14 protein-coding genes and 2 pseudogenes are annotated in these 17,001 nt (G+C 65.5%); 3 read left to right on the top strand and 13 right to left on the bottom strand.

Going from position 1 to position 17,001, the window contains the following annotated elements; translation table 11 throughout:
* Positions 1 to 55: 55 nt before the first annotated feature.
* The 4 genes from P9K36_RS26950 to P9K36_RS26935 are packed head-to-tail and all read right to left on the bottom strand — an operon-like array spanning position 56 to position 5,422.
* Positions 56 to 1,900, bottom strand: coding sequence for an ABC transporter ATP-binding protein (locus P9K36_RS26950; RefSeq protein WP_111474317.1), 1,845 nt, complete (start codon positions 1,898 to 1,900; stop codon positions 56 to 58).
* Between the two features lie 5 nt (positions 1,901 to 1,905).
* Positions 1,906 to 2,826 (bottom strand): ABC transporter permease, encoded by a 921-nt coding sequence (locus P9K36_RS26945; RefSeq protein ID WP_052083744.1) that lies wholly within the window; start codon positions 2,824 to 2,826, stop codon positions 1,906 to 1,908.
* Positions 2,826 to 3,806, bottom strand: a complete 981-nt coding sequence (locus P9K36_RS26940) for an ABC transporter permease (RefSeq protein ID WP_278306243.1) — start codon at positions 3,804 to 3,806, stop codon at positions 2,826 to 2,828. Before P9K36_RS26940 ends, P9K36_RS26945 begins: the two co-directional genes overlap by 1 nt.
* A gap of 56 nt (positions 3,807 to 3,862) precedes the next feature.
* Positions 3,863 to 5,422 (bottom strand): ABC transporter substrate-binding protein, encoded by a 1,560-nt coding sequence (locus P9K36_RS26935; protein ID WP_043347205.1) that lies wholly within the window; start codon positions 5,420 to 5,422, stop codon positions 3,863 to 3,865.
* 685 nt (positions 5,423 to 6,107) lie between these two features.
* On the opposite strand from P9K36_RS26935, the gene P9K36_RS26930 reads away from it, so the two are divergent.
* Entirely contained in the window at positions 6,108 to 7,559 is a 1,452-nt protein-coding gene (locus P9K36_RS26930; protein WP_043347199.1) for a carbohydrate porin, read from the top strand.
* A 596-nt stretch (positions 7,560 to 8,155) separates the two neighbouring features.
* Here P9K36_RS26930 and P9K36_RS26925 read toward each other — a convergent pair.
* From P9K36_RS26925 to P9K36_RS26905, 5 genes are read right to left on the bottom strand one after another with little or no spacing between them, the layout of a single operon-like run.
* Complete coding sequence (locus P9K36_RS26925) at positions 8,156 to 8,923, bottom strand: amino acid ABC transporter ATP-binding protein (protein ID WP_043759968.1); 768 nt, start codon at positions 8,921 to 8,923, stop codon at positions 8,156 to 8,158.
* Complete coding sequence (locus tag P9K36_RS26920) at positions 8,916 to 9,572, bottom strand: amino acid ABC transporter permease (RefSeq protein WP_043759967.1); 657 nt, start codon at positions 9,570 to 9,572, stop codon at positions 8,916 to 8,918. Before P9K36_RS26920 ends, P9K36_RS26925 begins: the two co-directional genes overlap by 8 nt.
* Positions 9,569 to 10,222, bottom strand: a complete 654-nt coding sequence (locus tag P9K36_RS26915; RefSeq protein WP_043346416.1) for an amino acid ABC transporter permease — start codon at positions 10,220 to 10,222, stop codon at positions 9,569 to 9,571. Before P9K36_RS26915 ends, P9K36_RS26920 begins: the two co-directional genes overlap by 4 nt.
* A gap of 45 nt (positions 10,223 to 10,267) precedes the next feature.
* Complete coding sequence (locus tag P9K36_RS26910; protein ID WP_278306091.1) at positions 10,268 to 11,098, bottom strand: transporter substrate-binding domain-containing protein; 831 nt, start codon at positions 11,096 to 11,098, stop codon at positions 10,268 to 10,270.
* A 3-nt stretch (positions 11,099 to 11,101) separates the two neighbouring features.
* Positions 11,102 to 11,521: a RidA family protein gene (locus P9K36_RS26905; protein WP_051044636.1), complete on the bottom strand. Its 420-nt coding sequence runs from the start codon at positions 11,519 to 11,521 to the stop codon at positions 11,102 to 11,104.
* Between the two features lie 213 nt (positions 11,522 to 11,734).
* On the opposite strand from P9K36_RS26905, the gene P9K36_RS26900 reads away from it, so the two are divergent.
* On the top strand, positions 11,735 to 13,141 hold the full coding sequence (locus tag P9K36_RS26900) for a PLP-dependent aminotransferase family protein (RefSeq protein WP_278306242.1): 1,407 nt from the start codon (positions 11,735 to 11,737) through the stop codon (positions 13,139 to 13,141).
* A gap of 52 nt (positions 13,142 to 13,193) precedes the next feature.
* On the opposite strand, the gene P9K36_RS26895 is transcribed toward P9K36_RS26900, so the two are convergent.
* Positions 13,194 to 13,328 carry a hypothetical protein gene (locus P9K36_RS26895; RefSeq protein WP_257787389.1) on the bottom strand — a complete coding sequence of 45 codons (135 nt, stop codon included), beginning with the start codon at positions 13,326 to 13,328 and terminating at the stop codon, positions 13,194 to 13,196.
* 184 nt (positions 13,329 to 13,512) lie between these two features.
* Between P9K36_RS26895 and P9K36_RS26890 the strand changes: the two are divergent.
* Positions 13,513 to 13,910, top strand: a pseudogene (locus P9K36_RS26890) (transposase).
* Positions 13,911 to 13,931: 21 nt separating this feature from the next.
* On the opposite strand, the gene P9K36_RS26885 reads toward P9K36_RS26890, so the two are convergent.
* The 3 genes and pseudogenes from P9K36_RS26885 to P9K36_RS26875 all read right to left on the bottom strand — a co-directional run.
* Complete coding sequence (locus tag P9K36_RS26885; RefSeq protein WP_100794048.1) at positions 13,932 to 14,210, bottom strand: hypothetical protein; 279 nt, start codon at positions 14,208 to 14,210, stop codon at positions 13,932 to 13,934.
* Between the two features lie 417 nt (positions 14,211 to 14,627).
* Complete coding sequence (locus tag P9K36_RS26880) at positions 14,628 to 16,283, bottom strand: porin (protein ID WP_278306241.1); 1,656 nt, start codon at positions 16,281 to 16,283, stop codon at positions 14,628 to 14,630.
* Between the two features lie 482 nt (positions 16,284 to 16,765).
* A pseudogene (locus P9K36_RS26875) lies at positions 16,766 to 16,977 on the bottom strand (IS3 family transposase); the annotation flags it as partial.
* Positions 16,978 to 17,001: the final 24 nt, after the last annotated feature.

Raw genomic sequence — 17,001 nt, 5'->3', positions numbered from 1 at the left:
GGAACGGGTTGGCATGGTCCTCGACGGGCCGCAATTCATCGGACTGCGTCATCTGTTAACCTGCCGCGTCGGCGTGGACCGGCCGTGCGCCGGGAACCGTGACGCGGTGGCAGGCGGCGAGCGCGCCCGCGCCGCGCGTCACGAGGTGCGGCCCCTCGGCCGCGCAGGGCGCGAAGGCGCGGGGACAGCGCGAGCGGAAGGCGCAGCCGGCCGGAAGGTCGATCGGGCTCGGCGGCTCGCCGTCGAGGAGGCACTCCTCGGGGCGGTAGCGGCGCTCCTCCAGGGTCGGCATCGCCGACAGCAGGGCCTTCGTGTAGGGGTGGCCCGGATCGAAGAACAGGCGCTCGTTGTCGGCGAGTTCCACGACCTCCCCCAGGTACATGACGGCGATGCGGTTGCAGGCTTTGCGCACCATCGCGAGGTCGTGGCTGATGAAGATGTAGGTGAGGCCGTGTGCCCGCTGGAGCTTCTCGAACAGGGCGAGCAGCCGGAACTGCTCGGTCTGGTCGAGCGACGAGAGCGTCTCGTCCATCAGAAGTATCTCGGGCTCGAGCACCATCGCGCGGGCGACGTTGATGCGCTGGCGCTGGCCCGCGGACAGGCCCACGGGCAGCGCGTCGTAGAGCGCGGGGCTGAGGCCGACATCGTTCATGACCGCGCGGACGCGCTCGCGGATACGGCCGGCATCCCGCCATCCGTGGGTGCGCAGGGGCGCCTCGAGCATCGCGCCGATGCCGGTGCGGGGTGGCAGCGAGTTGAACGGGTCCTGCAGCACGAGCTGGAGCTTGCGGCGGAACCCGAGGAGTGCCGGTCCCGAGAGCGGCGCGATGTCCTGCCCGTCGCACAGGATCCGGCCGCCGCTGGGGCGCTCCAGGCGGCTGAGCAGGCGCATCAACGTCGACTTGCCGCAGCCGCTCTCACCGACCACCGCGAAGCTGTCGCCCTTGTGGATGTCGAAGGTCACGTTGCGCACGGCGCGGAGCGCGCTCGTCCCCGCGAAGGTCCCCCGCTCCCGCACCCGGTAGGTCTGCGACACGTCCTCCAGGCGGATGACCGGGCTCGATTCGGACCGGTCGCGCGCAGGCTCGCCGGTGCGTGGCAACGCGGGGGAGCGGGTCCAGATGGTCGGGATCTGGGCGACCAGATCGCGGGTGTAGGCGTGCCGCGGCCGGGCGATCAGGGCCTCGGTCGGCTGCTCCTCGACGAGGCGGCCGGAATCGATGACGAGCGTGCGCGACGCGGCTTCCCGGGCAACCGGAAGCGACGAGGAGACGAACAGGATCGCCGTCTGGAAGCGCTCCGTGAGCTCGCGCATCAGGCGGATGACCTGCGCGGCCACGGTCACGTCGAGGGGCTGGGTGACGTTGTCGGCGACGAGGAGCGCCGGATCCGAGATCATCGCGTCCACCAGCAGCGCGCGCTGCATCATGCCGCCGGAGAACTGCGACGGGTAATCGTGGAAGCGCCGGGCGGCGGAGGGTATCCTGACCGCGTCGAGCAGCGCGACGACCCGGCGGCGCGCCTCCGCCGCCGCGACGGCGGGATTCACGGCCCGCATCTTCTCGGCGATCTGGTGGCCGACGGGCAGCGTGGGGTCGAGCGCGCCCATCGGGTTGGCGCCGACATAGGCGATCTCCCGGCGCAGGGGCCGCATCGCGCGCGGGGCGAGATTGAGGATGTCCTGCCCGCGGAAGCGCACCGTTCCACGCGCGGTGAGCGGCGGCTCGAGGCCGTTGACCAGGGCCTTCGCCAGGACCGTCTTCCCCGCGCCGGTGGCGCCGACCACGCCGACGATCTCCCGCGGCGCGACGTCGAACGCGATGGCGTCGAGGATACGGCGCCCGGCGACAGGCCCGGCGAGGTCGACGCTCAGGTCGCGGACGGACAGGACCGGCGGCATGTCCATCAGGCGCCTCCGTGGATCGCGTTGCGCGCGCGCTCGCACGCCGCGCCGATCAGGTTGAGGCCGATGAGCGTCAGGCCGAGGAACACACCCGGCATGGTGGCGATCCACCACGCGTTCAGCAGATACTTCCGGCCATCCGCGATGATGTTCCCGAAGGTCGGCGTCGGCGGCTGCACGCCCAGACCGAGGAAGCCCAGCGTCGATTCGAAGATCATCATCCGGGCGATGTCGAGCACCGACGTGAACAGGATCGGCGGCACGAGGAGCGGCGTCAGCAGCGTCAGCACGATCCGGGCATGGGTGGCCCCCGAGACCTGCGCGGCCCGGACGTACTCGCGACCGCGCTCGGCCATGGCGACGGAGCGCATCACGCGGGCGTAGACGGGCCAGTTCGACAGCCCGAGCACGAGGATGATGGCGGGGATCGTCGGCCGGGACACGCCGAGCACGGCGATCGCCAGGATGATCATGGGGATCGAGAGCTGCGCGTCGGTGATGCGCATGAGCACCGCGTCGGTCCGGCCGCCGACATAGCCCGCGACCATCCCGAGCGCACAGCCGATGACGAGGGTCAGCGCGGTCGAGGCGCCGCCGATCAGGAAGGAGTAGCGCAGGCCGATCAGGCAGCGGACGAGCATGTCGCGGCCGATCTGGTCCGTGCCGAGCGGGTGCGCCCAGCTCCAGTGCGGACCGGCGAAGAGCGGCGGCAGCAGGCGGGCGCGGACATCCATCTTGCCGGGATCGAGGCCGCTGAGCTCGGGATAGAGGACGGTGGCCAGGACCAGGACACCGAGCAGACCGAGGCCGATGCGGAACCCGGTCGCCCGGGCCGCCCGTCCGAGGATACGGCGCCCGATTGAGCGGGAGCGTCCCGTATCGACCGGGACGGACCCGAGGGTGAGGCTCGACTCGACGCTCATCAGTAGGCGAGCCTCGGATCGATGATCGTGGCGGCCAGATCGACGAGGATGTTGATCACGACGAAGATCGCGCTGGTGACGATGGCGATGCCCTGGATCAGCGGGAAGTCGCGCTGGAGCACGGCGTTGATGGTGAGCAGGCCGAGTCCGGGATAGTCGAGGATGTATTCGACGATGATCACGCCGCCGAGCAGGCTGGAGAACTGGACGCCGAGGAGATTGAGCAGCGGTACGGCGGCGTTGCGCAGGACATGCGCCCCGACGATCCGCGTCTCCGTCAGCCCGCGGATGCGGCCGACCGCGACATAGGCCTCGCCCATCTGGGCGGCCACGGCGCCCGAGAGGGTGCGGATCAGCACCGGCGACAATTCCACCGCCAGCACGATGGCCGGGAGGATCGTGTAGGAGAAGCCCCCGTAGCCGACCGCCGGGAGCCAGCCGAGCTTCACCGAGAACAGCAGCGCGAGCACGATCGCGAGCCAGAAGTTCGGCAGCGAGATGAAGATCGACGAGACCGCGAACGCGAACTTGTCCGCGAGGCCGCCCGGCCTCAGCCCCGCGGCGATGCCGACGAGCGACGAGAAGGCCAGGGCGAAGGCCAGGGCCAGGGCAGCGAGCTGCAGCGTCATCGGCAGGGCCTCGCCGATGAGGGCGGCAACGGGCGCGCGCTCGGCCCGGGTCGCGTCGTCGAAATTCGCGCCGCCCGTGGCGGCGCCGTTGGCGGGCCGCACGAAGCTGTGGCCGAGGTCGCCGCGCACCACCTGCCCGGCGTAGCGGCCGAACTGGACCAGGATCGGATCGCGCAGGCCCATCCGGTTGGCGATCTGCTCCACGAGGGAATCCGGCGCCATCCCGCCGACCATCAGGCGCACCGGGTCGCCCGGAACGACGCGCAGGAGCGTGAAGATCAGGAGCGAAACCAGGGTGATGATGATCGCCCCCTGCGCGAGGCGCCGGGCGAGGAAGCTGAGCACGAACATCGGGCGATGGGGCTACGGGTGACGCGCCGCCGGAGGCGGCGGGGATGGGATGCAGATCAGGCCGTGCGCGCGGCGTCGATCGAGCCGTCGGGATAGATGAAGAGGCCCTTCAGGTCGGCCTGCATCGCGTGGATCATCGCCGAGGTGAAAAGCGAGAGGGCCGGCGCCTTGGCGGCCAGGAGCGGCATGGTCTCGGTCTGCAGGATCGTCTTGCGCGCCTCCAGGGTCGGCGCGTTCCGCTCCTTGTCGAGGCTCGCGTCGACCTCCGGATCCTCCAGACCCGTGATGCGGTGCGAGGACGCGTGGAAATGCGTGCGCAGCACCAAGTCGGGCTCGGGCGATCCGGTCGACCAGCCGCAATCGATCATGTGGCCCGGCCCGCCGCCGGGGCGATGATAGAGGCGTTCATTCCAGGCCGCGGGTTCCAGCACGGTGAGGGTGACCGGAAAGCCCTGTTCGTTCAGCATCGCGGTGATGATCTCACCGTATTCCTTGGTCTTCGGGTAGAAACCGACCGAGGTGATGTATTCCAGCGGCGGCAAGCCCTTCCCTTTCGGGAAGCCGGCCTCCGCCAGCAGCGCCTGCGCCTTGTCGGGGTCGTAGGCGGGATAGTTCTTCAGGTCGACATAGCCGAACTTCACCGGCGAGACGAAGTTCGACGAGGCGTGGCCCGCGGAGCCGAGGACATCGAGGATCACGCTCCGGTCGATCGCGTGGCAGGCGGCGAGGCGCAGGCGGACGTCGTTGAACGGCGGCTTGGAGCAACGGAACCACAGATACTTGTTCTCGACCGAGACGATCCGGCTGACGGCGATCTTCGGGTTGCCCTTGACGGTCTCGACCTGCTCGGGCTCCAGGCGCTCGACGATGGAAGCTTGCCCGTTCATCAGGGAGAGCATCCGGGTGGTCGAATCCGCCGTGAAGGTGAAGTCGATGCCGGGGATCGCCGGCTTCCCCTTGAAGTAGCCCTCGTGGGCCTTGAGCACCGTGGTGTTGCCGCGCTGCTCGACGAAGCGGAACGGGCCTGTGCCGTTGAGGCGCTTGGCGAGGACGCCGCCGGGGCCCTCGGCCACGTCCTTCGCCGACATGATCGGCAGGAACGAGGCCAGGAAGACGAAGAGGTGCGCCGGGTAGCCGCCCTTCGTCGTGTCGACGATCACCGTACGGTCGTCGGGCGTCGTGATCGTGAGCGTGTCGGTCGGTCCGGGATACCATTGCGCCGGTCGATCGGGCTGCGCGCCGTACTCGAAGGTCGCCTTCACGTCCTCGGCCTTGAAGGGCTTCCCGTCGTGGAATGTGACCCCGTCGCGCAGGGTGATCTGCAGGCGGTGCGGGTCGAGAAGCTTGATGTCGGTCGCCAGTTCGTAGACCACCTTGCCCGGATCATCGAGCGTCATCGGTGTGCGGGTGAGGAATCCCATCACGAAACCCTCGATGTTCTTCTGCGAGAGCGTCGTGTGGGCCGTCGGGTCCCAGTTCCCGGTGATGTTCTCCGCCGACAGGAAGACCAGAGGCCGCGCGCTCTGGGCGGAGGCCGAGGCGATCAGGAAGTCGGGGTTGATCTGCGCGCACGCGGCGATCGTACCGAGCCGCTGAAGGAACCGCCTGCGATCCATCCCGTCGCCCTCCACCTTCGAACCGACGACACACATCGGTCAAAAACCACACAGCAAGCCACGTGCCAGTGTCGTGCATCGCCGAAGTACGGCGGACTCGCGATCATCGCCGCGCGTAGACGCGAAGGTGCGTGACGTGTGAGCACCGTGCTCACAGAGTAAACACGCTGCCGATTATCGGTCCGCTGGCACCGAAGATGCCCATGCGGTGAGCAAAATCGCCCTCGACTTCATGTATCGAGCCGATCCGAGACGCAAACTCGCGAATATACAACGCAAAGTAGACGGTTTTCCGGCGTCTTCAGCAAAAGTAGCGGGATTAAATCGCAGTTCCACCATGACGGGCCGATGCCGCCCTCTCGCGCTCAACTGTGGCCGAAACATCTCGACTCGGTCAGACTCCACAAAAACCATGCACGCCCCATTGACGATGCAGAATCTCTCATGACACGTTGAGGCAGCGATGAGCTCGGACCCGCAAGAGTAGCGGTGTCCTTCGGCGAGACCGGATTCGGCTGACGACCGAACCGTGATCGGCCCGTCATCGAGAAGGCGCGCAGAACGCCGAACCAGTCACACCACCGGCACCGAATGGGTCCCGACGGCTCCCGGCCGCTCGGCCTGCCGCCCCGCGGCCGGTCCGCGCCCGGGCATGCGCCGGCCGGACCCCCGAACGGAGATCACGATGATCGGGGACATTTCGCGCTTCGCCTCACCATCCGGGACCGGCGCGGTCCTGGGCCTGCTCGTGCTCGGATCGGGCCTGACCGCACTTCCGGCCGCGGCTCAGACCGCGACGCCGGTGGAGACATTGAGCGACCAGACGCAGGCGCGGACGAACCCGGATATCGCAGCAAAGGCGACGTCGCCAATCCGCGTCGGTCCGCTCGCGCCTTGGGCGACCGAGATGGCGGCGGCCGGCTTCACCTTCGACATCAACATGTACGACTTCTACCAAGCCAACCCGTCCGCGGGTCTGCGCACGGGGCAGCAATCGAACTCCGCCTATTTCGTCCTGTCGATGACGGCGGACATGCAGAAGCTTGCCGGCATCGCGGGCGGCAGCATCAATTTCACCGAGACGCTCTTCGGCCTGGTGCGCAACCTCAACATGGCCGGCGATATCGGCGATACCACGATCGGGTATCAGCCGCCCTACAATCCGAACGACAACCGCCTGTCGCTCCTGACCTATCAGCAGAAGCTGTTGGACGACCGCCTCGTCATCGAGGTCGGCCGCACCCATCCGGGCCGCTATTACGCCCTGCCGCCCTGCAACTCGATCAACTCCTGCTTCCAGGACATCCTGTATTTCAATGCAGGCTGGACCTCGCCGCTCTACTCGGTCTGGGGGGCGAACTTCGCCTACAAGACATCGCCGACCACGTACATCCAGGCCGGCGCCTTCAGCGTGAATCCCGGAACCAACGTGCTCTCGGGCTACGATTGGGGCTATGAGCGCCTGTCGGGCGCCCTCGCCATGTTCGAGATCGGCCGCGTGACCGATTACACGCAGGAAGCCTATCCCGGACGCGCTTCGTTGACGGGTTTCTACAACTCGGCCGATCATGACGACAACTTCAAGACCGTCTTCGGCACGTCCAAAGGCCTCAATCCCGGCACGCCGGTCCTCCAGAAATCCGGGACGTCAGGTATTGTGCTGACCGGTACGCAGACCCTCTGGCGGGCCGATGGCGGACGCGAGGTCAATCCCCACCCGACCGCGATCTCGGTCTATACCGGAACCGGATATGCCTTCGATCCGACGATCCCGATCCGCTTCAACAGCTTCGTCGGATTGCTCCTGCAGGCGCCGGACCAGGGCCGTCCCCTCGACACCTACGGCATCAAGATCAACTGGCAGCGCCTCAACGAGAACTACACGCGCTTCCTCGCCGACGCGAATTTCATCTCCGGCGGGTCGGGCGCTCCCTTCTCCCGAGACAAGTTCGTATTCGAGCTCAATGCCCATTTCGCCATGCCGGGCGGCGTGATCCTTGAGCCGGTGGTCCAGTACCTCGTGAACGGCAATTCCTACTTCAATCCCTACACGGCGCGCCGCCCCAAGGACGGCTTCTACGGCGGCTTCACCCTGTCGGTCCCACTCGGCACGCTGCTCGGGTTGGCTCCAGGCTGAGGCTTGCCAATTCTGGCTGAGCGACGGGCTCGGCCAGCCCCTCTCCGGCGACGGCGTGACAGTCTTGTCTGCCGCGCCGCACCGATTCCGGCCGCAGGCGAACATTGCTAAGGCGGCCGTCACACAGCGCCAAGCGCAGACGGAATGTCATCTGCCGCCGCATCAGGGAAAGGACGATGGAGGGGCAGTTGGTCGAGGCAAGCAGCATCGAATCGAGGAATTAGCCCCGTCGCTGAGGCTGATGAGCCGGCGCGTTGGCAAGGATGTGCTGCTTGATCACGGATTCGTCAGATGTTTCACAACGATCAGTCGAGACTTCTCATCCAAGAACGTCCTCATACTTGGATGACTGCGAGGCCTCGCGCGCACCTCGGTTCAATCTGGGCATCCGACAAAGAACACCTGTTCTGCACGGGCTTCTTCAGCAACGTGTCTGCTCACCCGCTCCAGCAAAATCGTCTTCTGAAAACTTTCAACGGAAACAAGGCGCAAGCCGGAATCTGCCTTTGGCGGATGCGGCCATCCCATCGCAGCAAACACTCACATCGGTGCGTTTGCTCAGAAAGACGTCGTACTGCGAGAGATTATAGGGTCCATCAAGGTCGGAAGATGAACCGTCGGGCCCGGTCGGACTGAGGATTGGTGAAGAAATCCGTTGGCGCCGCAATCTCTCGGATGCGGCCCCCGTCCATGAAGACGATTGTGTCGGCGATTTCGCGCGCGAAGCTCATCTCATGGGTTACGATCACCATGGTCAGCCCCTCCCGCGCAAGCTCGCGGATGACGCTCAGCACCTCTCCGACCATCTCGGGGTCGAGGGCGCTGGTGGGCTCATCGAAGAGGATGACCTTGGGCCTCATGGCGAGCGCGCGACTGATCGCGACGCGCTGCTTTTGACCGCCGGACAGCGTGTGCGGGTAGACGTCGGCCTTCTCGGTGAGGCCGACACGGGCCAGGATCGCGCGGCCCTCCTCCTCGGCCTCTCGCTTGGGACGGCCGAGGACGTGGACCGGCGCCTCGGTCACGTTGCCGAGCACGGTCAGATGCGGCCAGAGGGCGAAGTGCTGGAACACCATGGCGATGCTGGTTCGCGTGGACGCCAGCTCGCGCCGTGCCATCGGCCTCGTGGCCCTGCCATTCCCGCTCCGCCCGATGGGCTTGCCGTCGATGTGAACGGAGCCCGCGCTCGGCTCCTCAAGCCAGTTGAGGCAGCGTAGAAAGGTCGACTTGCCCGAGCCGCTCGGCCCCAGGATGCAGGTCGTCGTGCCGGGCGCGAGGTCGAGGTCGATGTCACGCAGGACTTCGAACCCATCGAAATCCTTGCACAAACCCCGGACCGAGATCGCGGCGTCAGTCTCAGCCATAGCGTAGCTTCCTCACCCGCTCCATGCGGCGCACGCCCGCCTCGATCACGAACGACATGAGCAGGTAGAGACCGACCGCGGCGGCGAACGGCTCGAAGGGCGTGAAATGGTTCGCACTGACGAAATTCGCCGCGAAGGTCAGTTCCTGCACCGTGATGATCATGAGGAGCGCGCTGTCCCGGATGGTCGTGATCACTTGGTTCCCGATCACCGGGGCAGCGGTTATGGCGACCTGGGGCAGGATGATGCGCCGGTAGATCAGGCTGCGGGACAGGCCGAAGGCGTGCGCCGCCTCGATGTTGTCCGGAGCGACGGCGCGGAAGGCCGCCCGAAAGATCTCCGCGAGGTAGGCCGTCGTGTAGACCGTGAGCGACATCAGTCCGGCCCACCAGGGATCGAGTCTGAGGCCGAGCTCCGGCAGGCCGTAGTAGACGACGTAGGCGAGCAGCAGGAACGGCACGCACCGCAGGAGATCGACGGCCTCGGCGAACAGGCGGCGCAGCGGATCCGGCGCCTCCGTGAGCACGACGGCGCCGAGGATGCCGATCGGGATACTGAGCAGGAGGCACCCCAGTACGAGCGACAGGGTGTTGGCCGCCCCCCAGAGGAAGACGTCCCGGCTCTCCCAGACGACCAGAAGTCCGTTCACGGGCGCGCCAATCCGAAGCGCCGGGCGATCCTGCGCTCGACGACGCGCTGGCCGCGCACGAGCGTCGCGATCAGCGCGGTGTAGATGAGCGTCGCGACGAGGAAGGGAGGCAGCGGCTCGTAGGTCTCTGCGCCGATCCGGCCGGCTGCGCGGGTGATCTCGACCACCCCGATAACGGCCACGGCTGGGGTGCACTTCAGGAGGATCGTGACCTCGCTGACCAGGGGCCCGAGATTGGCCCGCCAGATTTGCGGGAAGACGATGCGGATGAAGGTGGCTCGCTCCGACATGCCGAAGGCGGCAGCCGCCTCACGTTGATCCCGGGGAAACGTCACGAGTGCCGAGCGCCAGATCTCGCTGCTGAACGCCGCCGTATTCAGCGTGAGCGCGACGATGGCGGCCGGAACCGGTTCGAGCTCCAATCCGGCCGCCGGCAGGACGAAGTAGACGAACAGGACGAGCGTTACGAACGGCGTCGCCCGGACGAGGCTGACGAAAGCGGCGAGAAGAGCCGGGACCCCGGGGATGCGGCCTTCACGCAGGAGCGCGAGGAGGAGGCCCAGGGGCAGGCTCAGCAGTATGCTGACCGCTGCCAGCGCGGCGGTAACCACCGCGCCGTCGAGAATGGTGCGTATCGCTGGCCACGTCATGGCCGTCACTCTCCGCGTCCGGGTCTGTCGCCCCGCGCTCCCAGGCTACTTGGTCGGTGCGGACGGCATGTCCTTGAAGGCCCGGCCGAGCCACTTCTCCTGCAGAGCGTAGAGCTCTCCGCTCGCGCGCACCTTCGCCATGAACTGGTCGAGGTAGGCCAGGAGGCCGTCGTTCCCCTTGGCGACGGCCCAGGCCGCATAGGTCGGCGCGCCGACCGCCTCGCCCATCCTGAAGCGCTTCGGCTGGTCCTTCGTCAGGCTGACGAGGTTGACGACGCCATTGATCACGTAGTCGAGCCGGCCATTGGCGAGGTCCTGATATGCCTCCGGCAGCGACGTGTACTGCACCACCTTGCCGAGCTTTCCGCCTGTCTTCGCCAGCGTGGGTTCGAGATCGGCCAGGGCCGCGTAGGACGCGCCGCCGGACTGCACGCCGACCGTCTTGCCGGCCAAGTCGGGGACACCCTTGATCCGGGTCTCGGCCGCGCGGACGACGTAGTATTGCGTCGCTTCGGCGATCGGCATCGTGAAGCTCAGGCTCTGGATCCGATCGGGGGTGATGACGGCCGCCGTCAGGGCCACGTCGTATTTCCCGGTCGCGACCCCGGCCAGAAGCCCCGTCCAGGGTATGATCTGCTGGTCGATCTTGAACGGCGCCTCCTTGCGCAGCAGCGCGAGGAGGTCGTGGTCGAGGCCCATCGGCTTACCGTTCTCGACGTACTCGAACGGCTTGTAGCTGTCCTCGGTCGCGACGACCATGGACCCCTTGGCCTTGATGTCGTCGAGGCTCGCCGCAGAGGATTGGGACGCCCCGACGCTCAAGCTCAGCGCCGCCGCGGCGGCGATGGCGAGGATCTTGTCCCGAACGGAAGCCATGGCTCAGTCCTTTTGCTCGCTCGACGAAAGGGATGGCGCGGCGCCCCGACGGGCGATCAGGTCGATCTCGACCAAGGCATCGTAGGCGAGCCCCGTCGTGCCTACGCAGGTTCGCGCCGGCAGGCGGTCGTGTGGGAAGAAGGATTTGTACGTCGCGTTGAACGCCGCGTAGTCGCGCTTGAACTCCGTCAGGAAGGCCCGCGCGACGACCACGTGCTCCAATCCCAGGCCGAGCCCGGCCAGGATCGTTGTGAGGTTGGCCATGACGTTGCGGGTCTGCGCCTCGATGCCGTCCGGCAGGAGGCCGGGGTTGGACGGCGTGTCTGGCATCTGCCCCGTGACGAAGACGAAGCCGTCGACCTCGACCGCGTGACTGAAGGGAGCGACCGGCTGCGGCCCGTCGGAGACCATGTGGAAGAGCATGGCCGACGGGTCTGATTCTGGCTTCGGCACCGCGATCTCCGTTCCGCAGGCTTGCCCCGCGTGATGTCCCGGACCCAGGGTCGGGACCGTATTGTCATGATCAAGTTAGGCGACATTGTCGGACCTGGCGCGCGGATATGAGCGGCATCGCGCTTGAATTTCGGTCGTGGCTGCGGTCCGACCGAGACAATGTGTAGGACAATCGGTGCAGGTATGAGTCGACCCGGATGGATCGATGCCGTCGAGCGGACGGCCGGGGCTCGCTATTCGGCCATCGTCGGCGCGGTCGAGATCGCGCTGCGGGCCGGCGTCTTGCGACCGGGCGATCGGCTGCCGCCGCAGCGCGACTTGGCCGCATGGCTGTCGCTCAACATCGGGACGGTCAGCCGGGCCTATGCCGAGATGCAGCGGCTGGGCCTTGTCAGAGGCGAGGTCGGCCGCGGCACCTTCCTCAACCCAGTGCAGGATCCGGACGGACCGCCATCCCTTCGGGAGCCGGTCCCACGCCAGACCTTCGTCGACCTGTCCCACAACTTCCCGGCGCATGCGATGCATCACCCTGCGCTGGCGCTGATCCGCCCCGAACTCGACGGCGCCGTCGATCTCGGGGGCCTGCTCGCGAGCCAAGTCGACGTCGGTCTTCTCAGGCATCGGACCATTGCAGCACGATGGCTCGGTCGCTTCGGGATTGAAGCCCCGGCCGACGAGGTGCTGGTCACCTGCGGCGGCCAGCACGGCCTGCTGCTCTCCCTGATGGCGCTGACGCATCCGGGCGATGCCGTCCTGGCCGAGGAGCTGAGCTTCTACGGCCTGAAATCCGCGGCCGGCATGCTGGGGCGCTCGCTGGTTGGGGTCCGCATGGACCGCGAAGGCATCGTGCCCGAATACCTCGACGTGGTCTGCCGCCGGACCCGAGCGAAAGTCCTCGTCTGCACGCCGACGCTGCACAACCCGACCACCGCCACGATGTCGGACGAACGGCGGCGGGAGGTGGCCGAAATCTGTGCGCGCCACGACGTCCTGATCGTCGAGGATGATGTCTACGGCTTCCTGCCCGACCCAATCCTGAGACCGCTGGCTGCGTCAGCGCTGGACCGGGTCGTGCACATCTCAAGCTTGTCGAAGCTTGCGGGCCCGGGATTGCGCATCGGCTTCCTGCGGGTGCCCCGGCAACTGGTCTCTGCTTTCGGTATCGCGCTGCGTGCGACCACGCTGATGGCATCGCCGTTCAACGCGGAATGGGCGACGCGCCTTCTGGAGTCGCGGCGGATCGATCAAGTCGTCGCCGCGATGCGTGCGGAAACGCAAGCGCGGCAGGCACTCGTGGCTGGTCTCCTGCCTCGGCAAGCCATCCTCACCCAACCGAACGCGTACTATTTCTGTCTGAAGTTGGGGAACGGCTGGTCGGCGGAAGCCTATACGCAGGCCGCGGAGGAAGCCGGGGTCGGGGTTACGCCGATCAGCCTGTTCGAGGTGTCGTCGTTGTACCAAAGCGATACCGTCCGGGTCTGCGTCAACGCAGCGCCCGATCGCGAAACGCTTCGAGAGGCACTGGAGAAATTGGCGGGCCTGCTTGAGGCGGGTGCACCGCCTACGGTTCGATTCAGGGGCGCGGTGTGAGACGGGGCTCCACCGCTTTGGTCCCCTGACGACGAGTCACGGGGCGTCGACATCACGCCGGAGCGATCGCGCGCCCTTCGAATTCCTGCGAATCTCCGCCAACCAGCACGCCGCCGACGCGGTGCTCCGGCCCGCCCTGACCTGTGAATCTGTCTGGCTCGACGTCCGCTTCGGGGGCGTTGTCCATCGGTTTTGACCGTCCGGGTTGGACGCATTGCTCCCGGGCTGGTTTCGAAGCCCATCGCCATTGAAGCCGAGGGGCCGGAACACGCAAATCTCAGGTCTTTCGGCTGGGTGTGGACCGAACCAAGGCGTTGCAGAGTTTGTCGTTTTGTGATTCCGGGCGGCCGTTTTGCGGCCTGGAGGTGGCGATGGCGGACCTGTTCTGGCTCGTCCGATGAGCAGTGGGCGGTGATCGAACCGTTCATGCCCAAGGATCATCCCGAACCCGAGCGGAAGGACGACCGGCAGATCATTTCCGGCATCCTGCACGTGCTGACATCGGGCTCTCGCTGGCGCGATTGCCCGGTCGCCTACGGCCCGCGTACCACGGTCTACGCCCGCTTCAACCGCCGATCGCGGCGCGGCTTCTGGAAATCCACGCTCGCCGCGCTGGCCAAGGCCGAATGGGCAGGCGATGCAGCCGCCCTCGACAGCAGCCTCCGACCGCCTCAAAGACTTCCGCCGCATTGCCACCCGCTACGACAAACTCGCCCGCAACTACGCCTTGGCCCTCGCTCTGGCCGCCGTCATCGTCTTCTGGTGCTGATCAAGTCCACACCCTAGAGCGTCACTTGCCTCCGCCGCTCCCGGTCGAACCGACGCGTGAGGGCTGTGCTTCATTGCCGGCGGCGGCCGAGTCCGTTGCGATGCCATCTTCCGCTCGGCCGGACGGCGAGTAGGTGAACGCATCCTCATCGCCGGTGGAGCCCGGCTGACGCGTGATCACACCTGGCGCGCCAGGCGGGACGACGACGGTTGTGCTGGTCGGCGTCTCGATCACCGCCTGTGCGACGGCAGGGGTCGCGAGGATTGCAGCGAAGACTGCACACAAAACGATCTTGTTCACAGAATGCACCGTAGAGAAACGTGGGGCATTATCCCCTGGGTGGTGTCAAACACGGATTGGCCACTATCGATCCGGCCTGATCGGTCGCACCTTGAACACAGTGTGCCAATCCACACGGCATGACCGTACATTGAACACAATATCGCGATCGATGTTGCCGATTCATTTCTGCATGAAATTCGTCAGATCCGCGCGCTAAATCTTTTATATATTCATGCCTCTCCCAAAGAGTATTTGGACCTTGCCCAGGCCCTTTCGGAGGGCATCGGGCGGCGATGGATGTCGTCGCTGCCGCATTGCCGCATTGTCGCATCGTCGGACACAAAAAACCCGGCACAAAGGCCGGGTGAGTAAGGTCCCTTTGCACGGGGACATCAAGACCGGGAAGCTTTGGAGATAACCGGTCTCGATCTGGAATTAGAAATCGCGTTGGACGCGGAAACGAACCTGAGAGATCGAGTCTTTCGTCGCGGTGGCAACAGCGAAGGTTCCGTTGTTGATGCCGGAGATATTGGAGTAAGCCGTCGGGCTCTTGTCCAAATCGATAGCGCGGCCGCTCTTCAGTCCGATTTGCGTGTAGAACGCCTCGACGCCGATATCGAGGTCTTTGACCGGCGACCAGATGATGCTGCCACCAGCGACGAACTGGTAGGTGTCGCGCAGCGCTTGGCTCAGCTGGTAGAACCGAGTGCCTGGCACACCGACGGCGTTGGAGCCGAAGGCATTCGTACCGTTGGGGTTTTCTAGGCTGAAGATGGCACCTTGCACAAGGCGGGCCCCATTCGAGAAGCTCTGCTCGCCATACGAGCCGAAGAAGGCCGAGCGCCATTCCGGCGTCCAGTAGTGCAGATACGAGATCGTGGTCGTGAAACTCGTTGACGTCTCAAGCTGACCAGTGAATGGATTGAGTGTAGCGTCGGCAAAATACTGATTGAATTTCTGGCCCTGAATGGTCTGCGTGCTCTGCGTGTAGCAGCCGGTATAGGCGCAGTACCCGGTGTACATCTGCGCGCCATTTCCATAGGCGCCCTGCAAGTAAAGAAAGTCGCCCGGCGCGATGAAGGGCGTGTTGATCTTCAAGCCGCCCTGTACGGCCCATCCGTACACACTGTTGGTGTGTGGGATGCTCACGTTTGAGCCCGTGCCCGTACCGGCGCCGTTGGCGACGTCGCCGACGTTCAACTCGTGCGCCGCAGCTGAGAGCTGGGCCGTGCCCCAGGCTTGATCGACGCGCAGGACGCCGACAAAGTCGGGCATCCGCTCGCGCTGGATCACATCGACCTGACTATAGCGGGTTGGAATACCGTTAGTATAGCCGATGAACACCGGAGCTGGCGAATTGCTTTGTGCGAAGTTCGCAACGCTGGCGTTGACCGTGACACCAGCTGGGTTGTTCGTCGGCGAGAAGATCGGGGTTCGACGGAACACAGGGTCTTCTATGGACAGGGTCGCCGACAAACCATTGCCGAAGGTCGCCGTGTAGGCCAGCAGATTTGTAGAGAACACGTCGGATCCGAGAGTGGCGCCGGCGAACTCGAAATCGTGGGCGTAGAAATCGAAGAATGAGGAGGCGCGACCAGCGGTGAGCCCCGCGAACTGAATGAATGCCTTGTCGACATTCACATACTGCTGATCGCGGCCGAACTGATCGATGCCGAGACCGGGAAAGGCTTGACCGATGCGCTGCTGGGTCCCTGAAGTGCCGACACCGGAGTAGCCCGTCCGGGCGCCGGCATCGAGGCGCACGAAGGCTCGCAGGGTCCCATAAGCGGTTTGCGTGCGGGCATCGAGATTGATGCGCAGGCGCCCCTGGTATCCCGAGGTGTCACCACTGTTGGTGCCGCTTTGGCGGGTGTAGCTGGGCTGGTAGCCACCTTCGAACCGCGCACGGCCTCCGATACGGAGGCAAGTGTCAGTCCCAGGAATGTAAAAGAAGCCGGCGCCATAGGCGCCACAGACGCGGACGTACTCGACGGGGACAGCCTTATTGACCGGCAGGTCTGCGGCATGGGCTGCCCCCGCCGCTATGAATGCTGCAGCAGACGCAAGCAGCGCGCTTTTCAAGACACTCATCGATATCCTCAAAGCTTCGAGACCCGTGGTGCGGCAGCGCCCGTTTTCCGGATCTCGCCGCGAAGTGCATCGCCGCCTGCATCTGAAGGCAGGCTTGTACGGGGCGTTGGACTGCGATGCCCCGATGCAGGATCAGCATGCGCGGGTCGGCACGGTTGAGCAATGAGGCTTAATCCATCTCAAGAACAGCGCGAAGAAAATGTGGTCATTTTACAACAAAATACCCCTGTTTATCAGAAACAATCGAGCAATTTGGATGCAAATCGCGTTTCTCTTTGTTTCCGTATCTCTGCACTGCCCCATAAATGATTCCAAAAATGACCATCGGTAGCAATTTAACTCGCATTCAGGATCAAATAGACGTGAATTTATGCCATGAACTGCCATTTTTGTTTCGATGCTGGCGATAAATTTCAACTGCTACACATTCTCGTTAGGCAAGGGATCGCAGGCTCTCCGTGACCGGGGAACACATCGTCGCTGAGCCCGTCGCCCCGCATCAGCCAGGCCACGCGTCGCCGGCCTGCCGCCATGCCCTGTTGGTGCAGCTCGTGCGTCACACGGGGCTGCCATAGGTCTCGTGCGAGAGCGCGAAGGTGGAGCGAACAGGGGTGAGCAGCACGAGATCCTCGCGCTGCCGCCTCGCAGCCGGGCGGCTCTTCCAGGCGAAGAAGCCGTTCGGGCAAGCATTCAAGGCGACGCCGACACCAGGCCGCTC

The organism is Methylobacterium sp. 391_Methyba4 (genome assembly GCF_029691625.1).
In the GTDB taxonomy this organism is placed as follows: domain Bacteria; phylum Pseudomonadota; class Alphaproteobacteria; order Rhizobiales; family Beijerinckiaceae; genus Methylobacterium; species Methylobacterium fujisawaense.
This window is presented reverse-complemented; position numbering and strand designations above follow the sequence as displayed.